Annotated in this window: 16 protein-coding genes; 9 read left to right on the top strand and 7 right to left on the bottom strand. The window is 73.2% G+C overall.

Going from position 1 to position 15,517, the window contains the following annotated elements:
* The 3 genes from ACRYRX_RS19820 to ACRYRX_RS19810 all read right to left on the bottom strand — a co-directional run.
* On the bottom strand, positions 1–346 hold a 346-nt coding region (locus ACRYRX_RS19820; RefSeq protein ID WP_432514721.1), incomplete at its 3' end, for an NAD(P)-binding domain-containing protein.
* 73 nt (positions 347–419) lie between these two features.
* Positions 420–1,754 carry an MFS transporter gene (locus ACRYRX_RS19815; protein ID WP_432514717.1) on the bottom strand — a complete coding sequence of 445 codons (1,335 nt, stop codon included), beginning with the start codon at positions 1,752–1,754 and terminating at the stop codon, positions 420–422.
* Between the two features lie 90 nt (positions 1,755–1,844).
* Complete coding sequence (locus tag ACRYRX_RS19810; RefSeq protein ID WP_432514715.1) at positions 1,845–2,651, bottom strand: sugar phosphate isomerase/epimerase family protein; 807 nt, start codon at positions 2,649–2,651, stop codon at positions 1,845–1,847.
* 176 nt (positions 2,652–2,827) lie between these two features.
* On the opposite strand from ACRYRX_RS19810, the gene ACRYRX_RS19805 reads away from it, so the two are divergent.
* The 4 genes from ACRYRX_RS19805 (at position 2,828) to ACRYRX_RS19790 (ending at position 7,127) form a co-directional block, all read left to right on the top strand.
* Positions 2,828–3,328 carry a ribose-5-phosphate isomerase gene (locus tag ACRYRX_RS19805; protein WP_432514713.1) on the top strand — a complete coding sequence of 167 codons (501 nt, stop codon included), beginning with the start codon at positions 2,828–2,830 and terminating at the stop codon, positions 3,326–3,328.
* 76 nt (positions 3,329–3,404) lie between these two features.
* On the top strand, positions 3,405–4,961 hold the full coding sequence (locus tag ACRYRX_RS19800; protein WP_432514711.1) for an FGGY-family carbohydrate kinase: 1,557 nt from the start codon (positions 3,405–3,407) through the stop codon (positions 4,959–4,961).
* A gap of 102 nt (positions 4,962–5,063) precedes the next feature.
* On the top strand, positions 5,064–6,488 hold the full coding sequence (locus tag ACRYRX_RS19795; protein WP_432514709.1) for a sugar porter family MFS transporter: 1,425 nt from the start codon (positions 5,064–5,066) through the stop codon (positions 6,486–6,488).
* 30 nt (positions 6,489–6,518) lie between these two features.
* Entirely contained in the window at positions 6,519–7,127 is a 609-nt protein-coding gene (locus tag ACRYRX_RS19790) for a dihydrofolate reductase family protein (RefSeq protein WP_432514706.1), read from the top strand.
* Here the strand turns inward: ACRYRX_RS19790 and ACRYRX_RS19785 are convergent.
* On the bottom strand, positions 7,108–7,863 hold the full coding sequence (locus tag ACRYRX_RS19785; protein WP_432514703.1) for a ZIP family metal transporter: 756 nt from the start codon (positions 7,861–7,863) through the stop codon (positions 7,108–7,110). The two genes, ACRYRX_RS19790 and ACRYRX_RS19785, sit on opposite strands and share 20 nt — an antisense overlap.
* 555 nt (positions 7,864–8,418) lie before the next feature.
* Between ACRYRX_RS19785 and ACRYRX_RS19780 the strand changes: the two genes are divergently transcribed.
* The 3 genes from ACRYRX_RS19780 (at position 8,419) to ACRYRX_RS19770 (ending at position 10,288) form a co-directional block, all read left to right on the top strand.
* A complete protein-coding gene (locus ACRYRX_RS19780; RefSeq protein WP_432514702.1) occupies positions 8,419–9,060 on the top strand; it encodes a GntR family transcriptional regulator in 642 nt (213 codons plus the stop codon).
* Positions 9,061–9,074: 14 nt separating this feature from the next.
* Entirely contained in the window at positions 9,075–9,509 is a 435-nt protein-coding gene (locus ACRYRX_RS19775) for a hypothetical protein (protein ID WP_432514701.1), read from the top strand.
* A 257-nt stretch (positions 9,510–9,766) separates the two neighbouring features.
* On the top strand, positions 9,767–10,288 hold the full coding sequence (locus ACRYRX_RS19770; protein WP_432514699.1) for a hypothetical protein: 522 nt from the start codon (positions 9,767–9,769) through the stop codon (positions 10,286–10,288).
* A 70-nt stretch (positions 10,289–10,358) separates the two neighbouring features.
* On the opposite strand, the gene ACRYRX_RS19765 is transcribed toward ACRYRX_RS19770, so the two are convergent.
* Genes ACRYRX_RS19765 through ACRYRX_RS19755 form a run of 3 tightly spaced genes read right to left on the bottom strand, consistent with a single transcriptional unit; the run spans position 10,359 to position 12,641 of the window.
* Positions 10,359–10,922, bottom strand: coding sequence for a GrpB family protein (locus ACRYRX_RS19765; protein ID WP_432514697.1), 564 nt, complete (start codon positions 10,920–10,922; stop codon positions 10,359–10,361).
* A 10-nt stretch (positions 10,923–10,932) separates the two neighbouring features.
* Positions 10,933–11,700, bottom strand: coding sequence for an SDR family NAD(P)-dependent oxidoreductase (locus ACRYRX_RS19760; protein ID WP_432514696.1), 768 nt, complete (start codon positions 11,698–11,700; stop codon positions 10,933–10,935).
* Positions 11,697–12,641 (bottom strand): sugar-binding transcriptional regulator, encoded by a 945-nt coding sequence (locus ACRYRX_RS19755; protein ID WP_432514695.1) that lies wholly within the window; start codon positions 12,639–12,641, stop codon positions 11,697–11,699. The genes ACRYRX_RS19760 and ACRYRX_RS19755 overlap by 4 nt, the downstream gene beginning before the upstream one ends.
* A gap of 251 nt (positions 12,642–12,892) precedes the next feature.
* Between ACRYRX_RS19755 and ACRYRX_RS19750 the strand changes: the two genes are divergently transcribed.
* Both ACRYRX_RS19750 and ACRYRX_RS19745 read left to right on the top strand, forming a co-directional pair.
* The gene (locus tag ACRYRX_RS19750) at positions 12,893–13,966 is read left to right on the top strand and encodes a zinc-binding dehydrogenase (protein ID WP_432514693.1); all 1,074 of its coding nucleotides are present in this window, start codon (positions 12,893–12,895) and stop codon (positions 13,964–13,966) included.
* A gap of 100 nt (positions 13,967–14,066) precedes the next feature.
* On the top strand, positions 14,067–15,512 hold the full coding sequence (locus ACRYRX_RS19745) for an ABC transporter substrate-binding protein (RefSeq protein ID WP_432514691.1): 1,446 nt from the start codon (positions 14,067–14,069) through the stop codon (positions 15,510–15,512).
* Positions 15,513–15,517: the final 5 nt, after the last annotated feature.

The raw sequence follows: 15,517 nt of genomic DNA, 5'->3' as shown, positions 1-15,517 counted from the left end.
ACTCCTCGGGGCGGGTGCGTTCGAGGAAGACCGAGGGGTGGCAGGGGTGGGCGCAGGCTTGCAGGACGTCGTCGCGTTGGGTGAGCAGGCCGGCGTAGGCGGCGGCGGGGTCGAGGGTGATGAGGATTGCGCCGGGTTTCATGGCCGGGACGACGGTCTGGGAGACGAGGCCGAGGACGGTGTCGGGGACGGCGAGGATGACGACGTCGGCGCCGTCGACGGCTTCGGGGGTGGGGACGGCGGTGCGGCCTTCGGCGGCCATGCGTTCGACGCCGGTGGGGGAGTTCTCGGCGTAGCGCAGGGTGTGGTGGGACTTGGCCAGGTTGCGGGAGACCCGCATGCCCATCTTGCCGCCGGCGCCGACGACGGCGACCTCGACGGCGGGAGCTTCGGTGGTGGTCACGATGTCTCTCCTGGTTTCAGACGGTGGTGGTCGAGGGGGTGACGGCGAGGTCGGCGCGGCTGCGCCGCGAGAGCACGAGGAGGATGGCCGAGGACAGCACGAGCAGGCCGCCGGTCAGCCACAGGCCCAGCTTCTCGTCGCCGGTGAGGTCGGTCAGCCAGCCCGTGACGTAGGGGGCCGAGAACCCGCCGATGTTGCCGAAGGTGTTGATGAACGCGATGCCCGCGGCGGCCGCGGCGCCGGTGAGGAACTGGGCCGGCAGCGACCAGAAGTTCGGCAGCGCCATGAAGATGCCGCATGCGGTGACGGCGATGACGAGGATGGTCAGGTACGGGGAGTTCATGTAGAGCGCGACGGGGACGCTGAGGCCGGCGACGAGGGTCGGGACCGCGATGTGCCAGCTCTTGAACCCGTTGCGGTAGATGTGCCGCGACCACAGGAACAGCGCGAGGGCGGCCGGGACGTACGGGACGGCGGTGACGAGGCCCTTCTCGAAAACCGAGAACGTCGTGCCGAAGCGCTCCTGGAAACCGCCGATGATCGTCGGCAGGAAGAACGCCAGGGAGTACAGGCCGTAGATGAGGCCGAAGTAGGCCACCGCGAGGGCCCAGACGCGGCCCACGCCGAGGATCCTGCGGGCGGGGACGTGGCCGCGCGCCTCGTTCTCACCGGCTTCGGCGTCCAGTTCGCGGCGCATCCAGGCGCGCTCGTCGGGCGTCAGCCACGTCGCGTCCTCGGGCTTGTCGGTCAGGTAGAACCAGCAGACGACGCCCAGCACGACGGCGGGCAGGCCGACGCACAGGAACATGAAGCGCCAGCCCTCCAGGCCGAGCACCCCGTGGCCGGACTGCATGAGGAAACCGGCCAGCGGGGCGCCGATGACCGTGGTCAGCGGCTGGGCCAGGTAGAAACCGGCCAGTGCGCGGCGGCGGTACTCGCGGGGGAACCACAGGGTCAGGAACAGGATCGCGCCGGGGAAGAACCCGGCCTCGGTGACCCCGAGCAGGAACCGCAGCCAGTACAGCTGGCCGGCGTCCTGGACCCAGGTGAACAGGACGGCGACGACGCCCCAGGTCACCATGATCCGGGCCAGCCACTTGCGCGCACCGAACCTGTGCAGCGCCATGTTGCTGGGGATCTCCAGGACGATGTAGCCGACGAAGAAGATCCCGGCGGCGAACCCGTACTGGGCGGCGGTGAGGGCGAGGTCGTCGTTCATCCCGTTCGGGCCGGCGAAGCTGATCGCGGTCCGGTCGAGGTAGTTGATGAAGAACATGACCGCGACGAAGGGGATGAGTCGCAGTGCGGCCTTGCGGAGGGCGGTGCTGCCGTCCGTTCGCGTGGTGTCCATCAGGACGTGCTCCCTTGCACGGGTCGTGAGGTGGGGGTCTCACGACGACTGTCGCACCGGGGAACCAGATTGGTCAACCGGTTGAGTGCATCAGTGGCCGGATTGGTACCCGGCCAGGGTGCGCAGCGAACGCGCGGTCCAGTCGGCCTCGGTGGCGCGGGTGGCGGCGGCGTCGTCCTGCGGCACCAGCCAGTGCTCGAGCACCTGGTGCACCCGGGCCGGGTCGGGCCGCACCACGTCCAGCAGGTCGAGGTAGTCGAGCTGCCCCTCGCCCAGCGGGCACGACGCGAGCGTGAACCCCGCCCAGCCCTCCCGGCGGGTGAACGCGAAGTCCTTGACGTGGATGTTCACGACCCGGTGGGCCAGCCGGCGCACCACGTCGCGGGGGTGCTCCAGGTTGGCGAGGCAGTTCGCCGGGTCCAGCACGATCCCCAGGTGCGGGGAGTCCACCGCCTCCACGATCGCGAGCAGCTCGGTCGTCGTGAGCTGCTCGTAGGTCTCCAGGCCGAGGGTCACCCCGGCGGCCGCGTACTCCGGCACGACCGCGCGCAGCCGTTCGACGATCTCGGGGTGGGAGGGGCGATCGCCGGTCGCGAACGCCATCGACCGGACGGTCACCGCGCCCAGCGACTGCGCCAGCCCCAGGTGCTTGCGCAGGTGCTCGGGCCGGGTGCCGCGGGTCCCGGTCTCCAGGACCAGCCCCCGCTCGGCCGCCGCGGCCCGCAGCTGCGCGGCCCCCGCCGGGGTCAGCGCCTCCAGGTCCGGGTGGTCGCAGACCTGGAACACCTGCCCGCCGAGGTCGGCGATCTCGTGGAGCATCGCCGGCAGGGAGGCCGGTTCCGGCGCGGACGGGTCGGCGCGGTGCTGGTACGCGTAGGTGGACACTCCGATGGCCACGATGCCTCCTTCACGGCCCCGGCGACCGGGGCGCTGAATTGGTCAACCGGTTCGAGAGTACCGTTCGCCTGTCGCGCGCGGGGAAGCAAGGCGGAGCCGGGGGTGTTGAACCCGTCGACCGGTAGGCGACGCCCGGGCGGGTGCCCGGGACGGGCCCACCGGGAGAGGATGAGGACATGACTGATCTGCAGTGGCGCGTGGTGCTGGCGGCCGACGAGGCCGGGGTGTCCTACAAGGACGCGATCAAGGCCGACCTGCTGAAGGACCCCCGGGTCAAGGAGGTCCTGGACGTCGGGGTGAACTCCGACACCGACAAGACCGCCTACCCGCACGTGGCCGTCGCCGGGGCCCGCAAGATCGCCGCCGGGGAGGCCGACCGCGGGATCTTCGTGTGCGGCACGGGGATCGGGGTGGCGATCGCGGCGAACAAGGTGCCGGGCATCCGCGCCTCGGTCGCGCACGACTCGTTCTCGGTGGAGCGGCTGGTCCTGTCGAACAACGGTCAGGTCCTGACCCTGGGTGAGCGGGTCATCGGCAAGGAGCTGGCGCGGCGCCTGGCCAAGGAGTTCCTGGACTACACGTTCGACGAGACCTCGGCGTCGGCGGCCAAGGTCGACGCGATCACCGGGTACGAGACCGCCGCCACCGACGGGGAGACCTCCGCGTCCTCCTGCTGACCCGCACGCCCTCCGGGGTTCGGCCCGTGGCCGGTCACCGGCGCCGCGTCCGGCACCCCCGAGGAGGGGTGACAGGATGCGGCGCGGGGACGGGCGCGAGGAGGCGGACGTGGTGGGTGCGGTTCGGGAACTGCTGCTCGGGGTCGACATCGGCACCGGCAGCAGCAAGGGCGTCCTGACGACCCTCGACGGCCGCGTGCTGGCCCGCGCCTCGCGCCGGCACCGCACCGACAACCCCCGCCCCGGCTACGTCGAGCACGACGCCGACGCCGTCTGGTGGGCCGACTTCTGCGCCATCTCCCGCGAGCTCACCGACCGGGCCGCCGACCCCGACGACGTCGTCCACGGCCGCGTCGTCGCCGTCGGGACCAGCGGCATCGGGCCCACCGCGCTGCTGGCCGACGAGCACGGCCGTCCGCTGCGGCCCGCGATCCTCTACGGCGTCGACACCCGGTCCGTCCCCGAAGCCGTCGAGCTGGAGGAGCGCTACGGGACCGACGACCTGCTGCGCCGCTGCGGTTCACGGATGTCGTCGCAGGCCGCCGGCGGCAAGCTCGCGTGGCTGCGTCGGCACGAACCGGACGTGTTCGCCCGGGCCCGCTACTTCTTCATGTCGAACTCCTACCTGGCGTTCCGGCTGACCGGTGAGTACGTGCTCGACCAGCACTCCGCGAGCCAGTCCACCCCGCTGTACGACCGGCACGCGGCCGCCTGGATCGAGGACCGCTGCGAGGAGGTCGCCCCCGGCCTGCCCGTGCCGCGGCTCGTCTGGCCCTCCGAACGGGTCGGCACCGTGACCCCCGAGGCGGCCGCCGCCACCGGGATCCCCGCCGGCACCCCCGTCGCGGCCGGGACGTGCGACGCGTGGGCCGAGGCGGAGAGCGTCGACGTCGGGCGCCCCGGCGACCTCATGGTCATGTACGGGTCCACGACGTTCTTCATCGCCGTCACCGACGGCCCCCGGTCCCACCCCTCGCTGTGGGGGACCGCCGGGGTCCGCCCCGGGCAGAGCACCCTGGCCGCGGGCATGGCCAGTTCCGGCAGCGCCGTGGAGTGGTGGCGCGAGACCACCGGCTCGCCCGACGTGTCCGAACTCGTCGCCGAGGCCGCCGCCGCCCCGCCGGGCGCGAACGGTCTCGTGGCCCTGCCGTACTTCGCCGGGGAACGGACCCCGTTCGCCGACCCCGACGCCCGGGGCGCGCTGCTCGGGCTGACGCTGCGCACCACCCGCGGCGAGGTCGACCGCGCGCTGCTGGAAGCCACCGCGTTCGGGGTGCGGCACAACCTCGACGAGATCCGCGCCGCCGGTGTCGACGTCCGGCGCGTCGTCGCCGTCGGCGGCGGGACCGGCTCGGCGCTGTGGCCACAGATCGTCTCCGACGTCACCGGGCTGCGGCAGGAGCTGCCCGCCGAGCGCATCGGCGCCTCCCTGGGCGACGCGAAGTTCGCCGCCGTCGCCCTCGGCGCGGTCGACGTCGACGCCACCTGGAACCGCGTCGAGTCGGCCACCGAACCCGACCCGGACGCCGCGCAGGTCTACGCCGAGCTGTACCCGGCGTACCGGGCGCTGCACGAGGCGACCGCCGGGCTCCAGCACCAGCTGTCCGCCCTGGAACGCCGCACCCGCACCTGAGACGGCGGCGCCGTTCACCGCGCGCGACGGTCGGCGAGGTGCTTGGCTCAGGTGCTGGTCGAACCAGGGCAGGCACCACCACGACGACGTCGGAGGAGACCCGTGAGCCCAGCGACGGGACCCGTGCGGACCGCGAACGACAGCGGCGGCCTGACCGGGGCGGTGGTGGTCGTCGCCCTCGTCTCGGCCATCTCCGGCCTGCTGTACGGCTACGACACCGGCATCATCTCCGGCGCCCTGCTGCAGATCACCGACGACTTCGACACCGGCAACGGCTGGGAACAGGTCATCGCCGCCTCCATCCTGGCCGGGGCGGTGATCGGCGCGCTGACGTGCAGCCGGCTCGGCGAGCGCCGCGGCCGGCGCGGGACCCTGCTCGTCGTGGGCGTCGTCTTCGTCGTCGGCACCCTCGGCGCCGCGTTCGCCCCGAACCCCGTCACCCTCTCCCTGGCCCGGCTCGTCCTGGGTTTCGCCGTCGGCGGCGCCACCCAGACCGCCCCCGTCTACGTCGCCGAACTGGCCCCCACGAAGTACCGCGGGCGGCTCGTCCTGTGCTTCCAGATCGCCATCGGGGCCGGGATCCTCACCGCCACGATCGTCGGGGCCAGCGAGGCGGTGGACTGGCGGGTGGCGATCGGCGCCGCCGCGGTCCCCGCGGTCCTCATGACGGTGCTCATGCTGCGGCTGCCGGAGAGCCCCCGCTGGCTGCTCAAGGCCGGCCACGACGACCGCGCCCGCGAAGCGCTCGAACGGGTCCGGCCCCCGCGCGCCGACGTCAGCGCCGAGCTCGGGGAGATGAGCGAGCTCGTCGACGCCGAACGGCAGGCGAAGACCAAGGGGTGGCGCGGGCTGCGCGAACCCTGGGTGCGCCCGGCGCTGATCGTCGGCTGCGGCCTCGCCGTCTTCACCCAGCTGTCCGGCATCGAGATGATCGTGTACTACTCCCCGACGATCCTCACCGACAACGGTTTCTCCGACACCGCCGCGCTGCGGGTCTCGGTGGCCCTGGGCGCCACGTACCTCGTCACCCAGCTCATCGGCCTCAGCATCATCGACCGGGTCGGGCGCCGCCGGCTGACCCTCATCACCCTGCCCGGGGCGGCGCTCGCGCTGATCGTGCTGGGCACGTTCTTCGTCACCGGCAACGCCGGCAAGGAGCAGATCCCCTGGATCGTCGCGACCCTCGTCGCGTTCATGGCGTTCACCGCCGGCGGCATCCAGCTCATGGGGTGGCTCACGGGGTCGGAGATCTACCCGCTGGCCACCCGGTCGGCGGGGGCGGCGGCGCAGTCGGCGTCGCTGTGGGGCACGAACCTGCTCATCACCCTGACGCTGCTGAGCATCATGGAGACGATCGGGACCGGGCAGACGTTCTGGCTGTACGCCGCGTTCAACGTCGTCGCGTTCGTCTTCCTGTTCAAGAAGATGCCCGAACTCACCGGTCACAGCCTGGAGGGGATCGAGGGCCGGTTGCGGGAGGGCAGGTTCCGGCCCGCCGACTTCGCCGGGCACCGCGCGGACCGCTGAGTCCGGGCGCCAGGACGGGTCCGCACCGGCATGGCCACGTTCGTCTCCTCCGCCTCCACCTCCCTCGACGGGTTCGTCGCGCTGCCCGACGACACCCCCGGCCCGCTGTTCGACTGGTACGACGCCGGTGACGTCGCCGTGCAGAACGCCGGTGACCTGCCCGACTTCCACCTCACGCCCGCGAGCGCCGCGCACTGGCACGCGTGGCGGGCCTCGCTGGGGTGCCTGGTCGTGGGCCGCAGGTTGTTCGACCTCACCGACGGGTGGCGCGGAGAGCACCCCCTCGGGGTGCCGTTCGTCGTCCTGACGCACTCCCCGCCGGCGGCGTGGGCGCACGCGGGGTCGTCGGGCGTGGAGTTCGCCACCGACCTCGACGACGCGCTGGGCCGGGCGGCCGCGGTCGCCGGGGACGCGGTGGTGGGGGTGGCGGCCGGGCAGGTCGCGACGCAGGTGCTGGCCGCCGGGGCGCTGGACGCGGTGCGGGTGGACCTGGTGCCGGTGTTCCTGGGGCGGGGGCGCAGGTACTTCACCGCGGACGGGCCGCCGCTGCGGCTGGGGGACCCGTCGTCGGTGGTGGTCGCCACCGGGGTCACACACCTGTCGTTCCCCGTCCGCTCCCTCAGCCGCCCAGGCGGCTGACGGTGAAGGCCGTGAGGAAACCCAGCGTGGTGACCAGACCGGTGTACAGCTGCGTCCGCTCGAACGCCTCGGGGATCATCGTGTCGGCGACCATCGTGAGGATGGCGCCGGCGGCCAGGGCGGTGATGGCCGCGACCACCTCGGGCGAGGCCGACCCCAGGGCGAGGTAGCCCAGCGCGGCGGCGGCGCCGCTGAGGACGGCGATGCCGCTCCACACCCCGAAGACGTACCGGGCGCTGCGCCCGGCCCGTTTCATGCCCGCCACGCTGGACAGGCCCTCGGGGACGTTGGAGATGACGACCGCGGCGACGACGGCGACGCTGACGCTCCCGCCGCCGAGCAGCCCGACGCCGAGGACGACCGACTCGGGGATCCCGTCGAGGAGCGCGCCGACCGCGATCGCCGCGCCGCTGCCGCCCTGCTCGGCCTCGGAGGGTTGCTGGCCACCGGACCGCTTGCGGTGCCGGGCGCCGCGGCGGGCCAGCAGGACGTTCGCGGCCAGGTACAGCCCGGCGCCGGCGAGGAACGCGCCGACGGTGGGCACCAGGCCGCCGGTGTCGGCGGCCTCCTGGGTCAGGTCGAAGGCCAGGGCGGAGATGAGGACGCCCGACCCGAAGGCCATGACCCCCGCGACGACCTTGGCCGGTACGGGCACGAACCAGGCGATCGCGCCCCCGACGACGAGCGCCGCCCCGCCCAGCAGTCCCCAGCCCCCCGCGTGCAGCCACTCCGGCACGTCCGGCCTCCGTCCTCGTGTTCGTGTTCGCGTTCCGAGACGCTCGTACCCCGGGAGGGGCGGCGCAACCGGGAGCACCCGGGGACCCGGACGGGGGTGCCGGTGGGGTGGGCGGGACCCGGCGCGGAACCCGCGGGAGCCGCCGTCCACGTCGACGCGGTGCGCCGGCGGACCACCCCCCGTCCCGGAGGTTCCGGGGACCGCGCGACCTCGGGAGGTTCTCCCCGCCGCACCGGGAGGAGATCTCCGCCGGCGCTCCGGGGACCCGCCGGCGAGTTCCCGGTGAGTGGCGTGCCGATCGTCGTGGACGACGATGCTGCACAGCGCTCTCGGGAGTTCCACGTACGCCACCGTGGTGCCGACCGCGTACGCGATCCCTTGCGGTGCAACGACCGGACGCGTGACGTCACCGACGGGCTCGTCCTCGTCCGCGTCGGGGGACCGGCGACGGGAACCCGCGCCGGCGTCGGTGTCCGGGTCCACCCCGGCCGTTCCCGCTCCCGGCCCCCAGCATCGTCCGACGACGGCGCGAGGCCGGCTGGTAACCTCCGGCGGGTGGTGAGCCGGGCGGGCCGGGCGGCGGACGAGGTTCGCCGGGGCGTCCTCGACGGCACCTACCGCGTGGGGTCGCGGCTGTCCGAACCCGACCTCTGCGCCCGTCTCGACGTGTCCCGCAACACGCTGCGCGAGGCGTTCCGGATGCTCGCCGACGAGCGCCTCGTCGTCCACGAGCTGAACCGCGGCGTCTTCGTCCGCGTCCCCGGCGCGCAGGACGTGCGGGAGCTGTTCGAGGCGCGCCGGCTCGTGGAGTGCGCGGCGGTGGACGGGTGGACGCCGGCGCGAGCCGGGGTCGACGCCGTGCACCGGGCCGTCGAGCGCGGCGAGGGCCGGGCCGCGGTGGGGGACTGGACCGGGGTCGCGGCGGCGGACGTGGAGTTCCACCGGGCGCTGACCGCCCTGGGCAGTGCCCGCGTCGACGACCTCATGCAGGGCGTCTGGCACGAGGTGCGGCTGGCGTTCCACGTCGTCGCGGCGCCCGCGCGGTTCCACGGCGCCTACCTGCCGCGCAACCGCTCGGTCCTGACGACGCTCCTGGAGCGGGGCGGCCCGGCCGCCGCCCGGGAACTGCGCACCTACCTCGACGAGGCCGAGCGCGAGGTGCTCCTGGCCTACCGGGGGCCGGGCCCGGGAGCGTGAGGCACCCTGGTGGGGTGCGGTTGTCCGGTCCCGACGTGGCGTGCTGGCTGCTGAAGTCCGCCGGCCGGCCCGCCGAACTCCCGCACCACCCCGCCGGGCCGGTCCCCCTGCGCCGCTGCCTGCGCCGCAGCTACCGCCTGGACCTGCTGCGCCCGGGCCAGCCGTGCGTGCTGTGGATCAGCGGCCGGGTGGACCCGGGCGTGGGGGCCGTCGGGCGGGTGGCCTCCGAGGCCGAGGACGGGCCCGATCCCGGCGTGCTCGTCGACCTCGTCGCGCTGCCGCGGGTGGTGCCGCGCCGCGACCTCGTGGCCGACCCCCGGTTCGCGACCGCCGAGGTGGTGCGGATGGCGGCTGGGAGCAACCCGTCGTTCCTGGACGCGACCCAGTTCGCGGCCCTCCTGGACCACCTCGGGCCCCACGCGCCCGACGGGTGGCCCCCGCGCCCCTGACCTCCCCACCCGCCCCCGCGGGTTTGCGCTCGCGCACCGGTGGGTCCTGTGCTTCTCTGGTCGAGAAGGAGAACGCGGTGTTGCGCCCGCGACTCCCCGACACGGCCTGTAGCACCACGGGCTTCGGCGGCCGCTGCGCTGGACGACACGTCCACCGCCGGCCCGTCCCGGTGAGGCTCGGCAACCCTCGCCCCCACCACCCTCGACGGCCCTGCGCCGAACGCGCCGCCGTCCCACTCCGCTCAGCGAGGAACCTCATGGCCACTGCAGAACCCAACGCCCCCACCCCCCGCGACACCCGCGTCCGCACGGCCGGCAAGGCCGGTCTCGGCGTCGCCGCCGCCGGCATCGTCGTCTTCAACGTCTCCCCCCTCATGGACTGGGTCCAGACGGAGGACGGCTCGGTCTCCCGCACCGGGTACGAGACCGACTCCCTGGTCCCCTTCATCGCCTACCTCGGGCTCGGGCTGCTGATCTCCATGGCCTACGCCGCCAAGCGCGCGCGCCGTGGCCAGCACCGCGGCCTCACCCTCGTCTCGATGGCCGTGGGGCTCGCCGCGACCGTGCAGTGCATCGCGTTCGCGCTGAACCCGATGGGCGGCCTGGAACGCGGCGACGACCTCGGCACCTCGCTCGGCGTCTACGTCGGCATCCTCGGCGCGGCCCTGTGGGCCATCGGCTCGGGCCTGCTGGCCAAGGAGGTCGAGGGCGACGACCACGAGCTCGGCCACGTCGACGTCCGCGACCAGGACCGGACCCGCACCCGCAGCACGCACTGACACCGCGCGACCGCGCCGCCCGGCCGGGCACCCCGACGGGGTGCCCGGCCGCGCGTGCGCCGGCCCCGCGTCAGCCGCGGGCGGCCCGGGCGCGCGCCTTGATCCGCCCGATGACCTCCCCCTTGGCGTCGGCGTAGTCGTTGCTGTCGTCCCAGCGCCGGCCGATGAGGTCGCGCTTGACGGCCTCGTACAGCGCGCGGTCGGCGGCGTCGGCGCGCAGGTGGTCGCGCAGCAGGAGGTAGTCGTCCACCGCGGGGTCCCCGCGCCCGTACACGTGGACGTGCACGTCGCGGGCCGGGGTGCGCACGAGCCGGTGGCCGGGTTCGCGGACCCGCAGCTCGTACCCGGCGGCCAGCAGCGCGTCGAGGTAGTCCTCCTCGGCGGTGAGGTCGGGAACCACGACGACGACGTCGACGACCGGTTTGGCGGCCAGGCCGGGCACCGAGGTGGAACCGATGTGCTCGACGCCGACGTCCAGGCCGGCCAGCGCGTCGAGGACGCGGCGCCGGTGGTCCTCGTAGACCTCCGCCCAGCGGTCGTCGTGGTCGTGCAGACCGACGTGGAGCGGTTCGGGCCCGCCGACGACCTCGACCGTCGTCACGTCCGGCCGGCGGGGCCGTTCGCGGTGCGTCACCGGGGCCTGCTCACGCCACCGAGAAACCGCCGTCGACCGTGAGGTCGACGCCGTTCACCATGGCCGAGGCGTCGGAGGCGAGGAACCGCACGGCGTTGCTGACGTCGCCCGGCTGGGCGAAGTGCCCCAGCGGGATGCGGGAGAGCATCGGGGCGGCCTTCGCCTCCTCGCCCCAGACCCGCTGCCCCATCTCGGTCATGACCACGGTGGGGCTGACGGAGTTCGCGCGGACCCCGGCGGGGCCGAGTTCCAGCGCCAGGACCCGGGTCGCCATGAGCAGACCGGCCTTGCTGGCCGAGTAGGAGAAGTGCTCGGCCAGCGCCAGCGAGCCCGCCACGGACGAGACGTTGACGATGCTGCCCCGCCCGGCCGCCGCCATGGCCCGGCCCACGCGGGAACCCAGCAGCGCCGGGGCGCGCAGGTTCACCGCGAGCACGCGGTCCCAGGTGGCGGCGTCGACGTCGACGACCCGCTGGGGCACCGAGATCCCCGCGTTGTTCACCAGGACGTCCAGGCCGTCGAAGGCGGCCAGCGCCGACGCGGCGAGGGCCTCGGTGTCGGCGGCGTCGGACAGGTCGGCGGCCACGACCGCGACCCGCACCCCGTGCTCGGCGCGCAGCGCCGCGGCCAGGCGTTCCAACCCGTCCCGGTCGCGGGCGCTGAGGACGAGGTCGCACCCGGCGGCGGCGAGGGTGCGCGCGACGTCCGTCCCGAGCCCCTGGGTGCTGCCGGTGACGAGGGCGCGGCGGCCGGTCAGGTCGAACGGGTCGGGGTTCACTGTTCCTCCAGGGACGAGAGCAGGCCCGACGCGGTGGCCGGGTCGGTGACGAGGTGGGTGAAGTGCCCGCCGCGGGCGCCCGCGACGATGCTGGGGACCTTCAGGTCGCCGTAGGCGACGGCGATCCGGACGGGGACCGCCCGCAGGACCTCCAGGGGGATGGCGATGAGCCGGTCGGCGCCCTCGTAGGCGACCTCGGTGCCCTGCTCGTCGTAGAACCGCGAGGCGACGTCGCCGACGGCGCCGGCGAGCGGTTCCTCGTCGGTCGGGACGAAACCGGGGATGGACTGGCGCTGCAGCGGGGGAGCGCCGATGCCCATGAGGGCGCAGCGGGCGTCGCTCCACAGCTTCGCGAACCGCTGGAACTCCTGGTCCTCGACGAGGCTGCGGCGCAGCCGGCGGCCGGGGAACGCGGGAGCGTAGAGGAACTTCGGGGTCCCGCCGACACCGGCGGCGATGCGGCGGGTGATCTCGTTCGTCTGGTACCACGCCTCGGGTTCGTCCTGGCCGCCGACCATGGGCGCGACGAGCACGCCGGGCAGGCCGGGCAGTTCGCGCTGGGCGATCTCGTAGACGGTCCGCCCGGAGGAGACGAGCAGGACGTCGCCGGGTTCGAGCCCGACCCCGGCCAGCGTCGCCGCCACGACCGGGGAGACGGCTTCGGCGACGTGCGCGGCGCCGGTGGCCGGGCACAGCGCGACCTGCTGGAGGCCGAGGGCGGTGCGCAGCCGGCCGGCGAGGTCGTCGGGGTCCTCGGCGGGCAGGGGGAGGACCTCGATGCGCACGAGGCCGCGGTCGCGGGCCTCCTGGAGCAGCCGGCTCACGGTGGCGCGGGAGGTGCCGATCCGTTCGGCGATCTCGGCCTGGGTGGCGTCCTGGAGGTAGTAGAGCGTGGCGGCGGTGTGCGCCAGCGCCAGCGGGAACCGCTTCGTGTTCGGCACCGGTGCTCTCCTCGCGTCGTGGCCGGTCGGCGTCGTCGCGCGCCGGTTCCCAGATCGTTGCACGCATGTGCTGGACAAGTGTGCCGCACGGGTCCTAGCGTTCGGAAGACCACGGAGGGTGGTCCCGGAACCACCGGGGCCACCCCGGTCCGTGGGGTCCGATCCCGCGACGACCCGCCGACGAGTCGTCCCAGCCGACATCACACACCCCCGCACCCGACGAGCACCGGGTGCGCTGCGAAGGAGCAGTCATGGCGAACACCATGAAGGCCGTGATCGTCCACGGCCCGCACGACTACCGGCTCGAGGAGGTCCCCGTCCCCGTCGCCGGTCCCGGCGAAGCCCTGCTGAAGGTCGAGGCCGTCGGGATCTGCGCCAGCGACCTGAAGTGCTACCACGGTGCCGCGAAGTTCTGGGGCGACGAGAACCGCCCCGCGTGGGCCGAGACCATGACGTCCCCCGGGCACGAGTTCACCGGCCGCATCGCCGCCATCGACGAGGAGGCCTCGAAGCGCTGGGGCGTCGTCGAGGGCGACCGGATCGTCGCCGAGCAGATCGTGCCGTGCTGGGAGTGCCGCTACTGCAACCGCGGCGACTACCACATGTGCCAGCCGCACGACATGTTCGGTTTCAAGCGCCGCACCCCCGGGGCGATGGCCGAGTACCTGGTCCTGCCGAAGGAGGCCCTCGTCCACAAGGCCCCCGACGACATCCCGCCGTGGCAGGTCGCGTACGCCGAACCGCTGTCCTGCGCCCTGCACGCCGTCGAGCGCGCGGACATCCGGTTCGACGACACCGTCGTCGTCGCCGGGTGCGGCCCCATCGGCCTGGGCATGATCGCCGGGGCCGCGGCGAAGTTCCCCAAGCGCATCATCGCCCTCGACGCCCTCCCGCAGAAGCTGGAGCTGGCGAAGAAGTGCGGCGCGGACGTCACCCTGAACATCACCGAGGTCGACGTCGTGGAGGAGGTCAAGAAGCTCACCGGCGGCTACGGCGCCGACGTCTACATCGAGGGCACCGGCCACCCCTCCGCCGTCGCGCAGGGCCTGAACCTGCTGCGCAAGCTCGGCACGTTCGTGGAGTACTCCGTGTTCAAGGACCCGGTGACGGTCGACTGGTCGATCATCTCCGACGACAAGGAGCTCAACGTCCTGGGCGCGCACCTCGGCCAGAACACCTGGCCCGCGGCGCTGCGCCTCATCGAGTCCGGCCGGCTGCCGCTCGACGAGATCTGCTCGCACCAGCTCCCGCTGGCCGAGTTCCAGAAGGGCCTGGACCTCGTCGCCGACTCCGCGAACTCCGTGAAGGTCTCCCTCATCCCCTGACCACCGCCTGACCACCCCCCACCTCGCCCGACCAGGACCCGGCGGCCGGACCGGCCGCCGGGCCGGTGGACCCTGCCCCCCTACGCGATGGAGCGTCAGCATGAACGAGTTCACGCGGTCCGAGAGCGGACTGCACGTCCCGCAGAAGAAGGTCACCCGGCGGTCCCTGCTGGCCGCGATGGGCGGTGCCGCCACCGTCCCGATGCTGTACGGCTGCGGGGTCGGCACCGGTGGCGGTGGCGGGGACGACGCCGCGAGCGCGAACGGCGCCGGTGAGGTCACCGGGTCCTTCGACTGGAAGGCGCTGGAGGGCGAGAGCATCAAGATCCTCCAGACGCCGCACCCGTACCAGCAGGCGTTCCAGCCGCTGCTGAAGGACTTCACCGAGCTCACCGGCATCGAGGTGCAGGCCGACCTCGTCGCCGAGGCCGACTACTTCACCAAGCTGAACACCGAGCTCGCGGGCAAGACCGGCGCGCACGACGTGTTCATGACCGGCGCCTACTTCATCTGGCAGTACGGGCCGCCCGGGTGGATGGAAGACCTCAAGCCGTGGATCGAGAACTCCTCGGCCACGAGCGACGAGTACGACTTCGAGGACATCTACGAGGGGCTGCGCACCTCGACCCGCTGGGACTTCGAGAAGGGGTCCGAGCTCGGCACCGGCGGCCAGTGGGCCATCCCGTGGGGCTTCGAGACGAACGTCGTCGCCTACAACAAGAAGGAGTTCGACGCGCGCGGCATCGCGCTGCCGGAGACGTTCGACGACTTCATCCAGCTCGCGACCGACCTCACCGACCGCACGCAGAACCGCTACGGCGTGGCGTTCCGCGGGTCGAAGTCGTGGGCCACGATCCACCCCGGATTCATGACCCAGTTCACCCGCGAGGGCGGCCGGGACTACACCGCCGAGGGCACGACCTACACGGCGGCGATGAACTCCGACAAGGCCGTCGACTTCACGAAGAAGTGGGTGGACCTGGCCAAGAACGCCGGCCCGACGTCGTGGACGACGTACGACTACCCGCAGTGCACCGGCGACCTCGGCAACGGCAACGCGATGATGGTCTACGACGCCGACAGCGCCACCTACCCGAAGCAGAAGGCCGGCGCCAGCGCCCAGGCCGGGAACCTCGCCTGGTACCCGGGCCCGGCCGGTCCCGACGGCAGCTACGCCACGAACCTGTGGACGTGGTCGCTGGCCATGAACGCGGCGTCGAAGAAGAAGCAGGCCGCCTGGCTGTTCATCCAGTGGGCGACGGGCAAGGACGCCATGAACAAGGCCACCGCGTCGACGTTCGCGGACCCGACCCGCGCGTCGGTGTTCGACGGGTCGTTCAAGCAGACCCTCGGGGACTTCCCGGGCTACCTGGAGACCTTCGAGAAGGTCATCGACTCCACGAAGATCCAGTTCACCCCGCAGACGAAGTTCTTCGAGACGACCGAGGACTGGGCCGTCGCGCTCCAGGACATCTACTCCGGCGCGGACGCCAAGACCCGCCTGGACGAGCTGGCCGAGGCCAACACCACCAAGATCAACGCCTGACCCCC

The sequence above is a fragment of the Kineococcus lubricus genome (assembly GCF_050871965.1).
Taxonomy (GTDB): domain Bacteria; phylum Actinomycetota; class Actinomycetes; order Actinomycetales; family Kineococcaceae; genus Kineococcus.
Note: the sequence above shows the minus strand (reverse complement) of the source record. Positions and strands in the feature narration are given on the sequence as shown.

Coding starts and splice junctions, on each gene's coding strand:
- ACRYRX_RS19815 (WP_432514717.1), bottom strand. CDS start 1,754: ATGGACACCACGCGAACGGACGGCAGCACCGCCCTCCGCAAGGCCGCA.
- ACRYRX_RS19805 (WP_432514713.1), top strand. CDS start 2,828: ATGACTGATCTGCAGTGGCGCGTGGTGCTGGCGGCCGACGAGGCCGGG.
- ACRYRX_RS19750 (WP_432514693.1), top strand. CDS start 12,893: ATGGCGAACACCATGAAGGCCGTGATCGTCCACGGCCCGCACGACTAC.
- ACRYRX_RS19790 (WP_432514706.1), top strand. CDS start 6,519: ATGGCCACGTTCGTCTCCTCCGCCTCCACCTCCCTCGACGGGTTCGTC.
- ACRYRX_RS19770 (WP_432514699.1), top strand. CDS start 9,767: ATGGCCACTGCAGAACCCAACGCCCCCACCCCCCGCGACACCCGCGTC.
- ACRYRX_RS19745 (WP_432514691.1), top strand. CDS start 14,067: ATGAACGAGTTCACGCGGTCCGAGAGCGGACTGCACGTCCCGCAGAAG.
- ACRYRX_RS19800 (WP_432514711.1), top strand. CDS start 3,405: ATGCGGCGCGGGGACGGGCGCGAGGAGGCGGACGTGGTGGGTGCGGTT.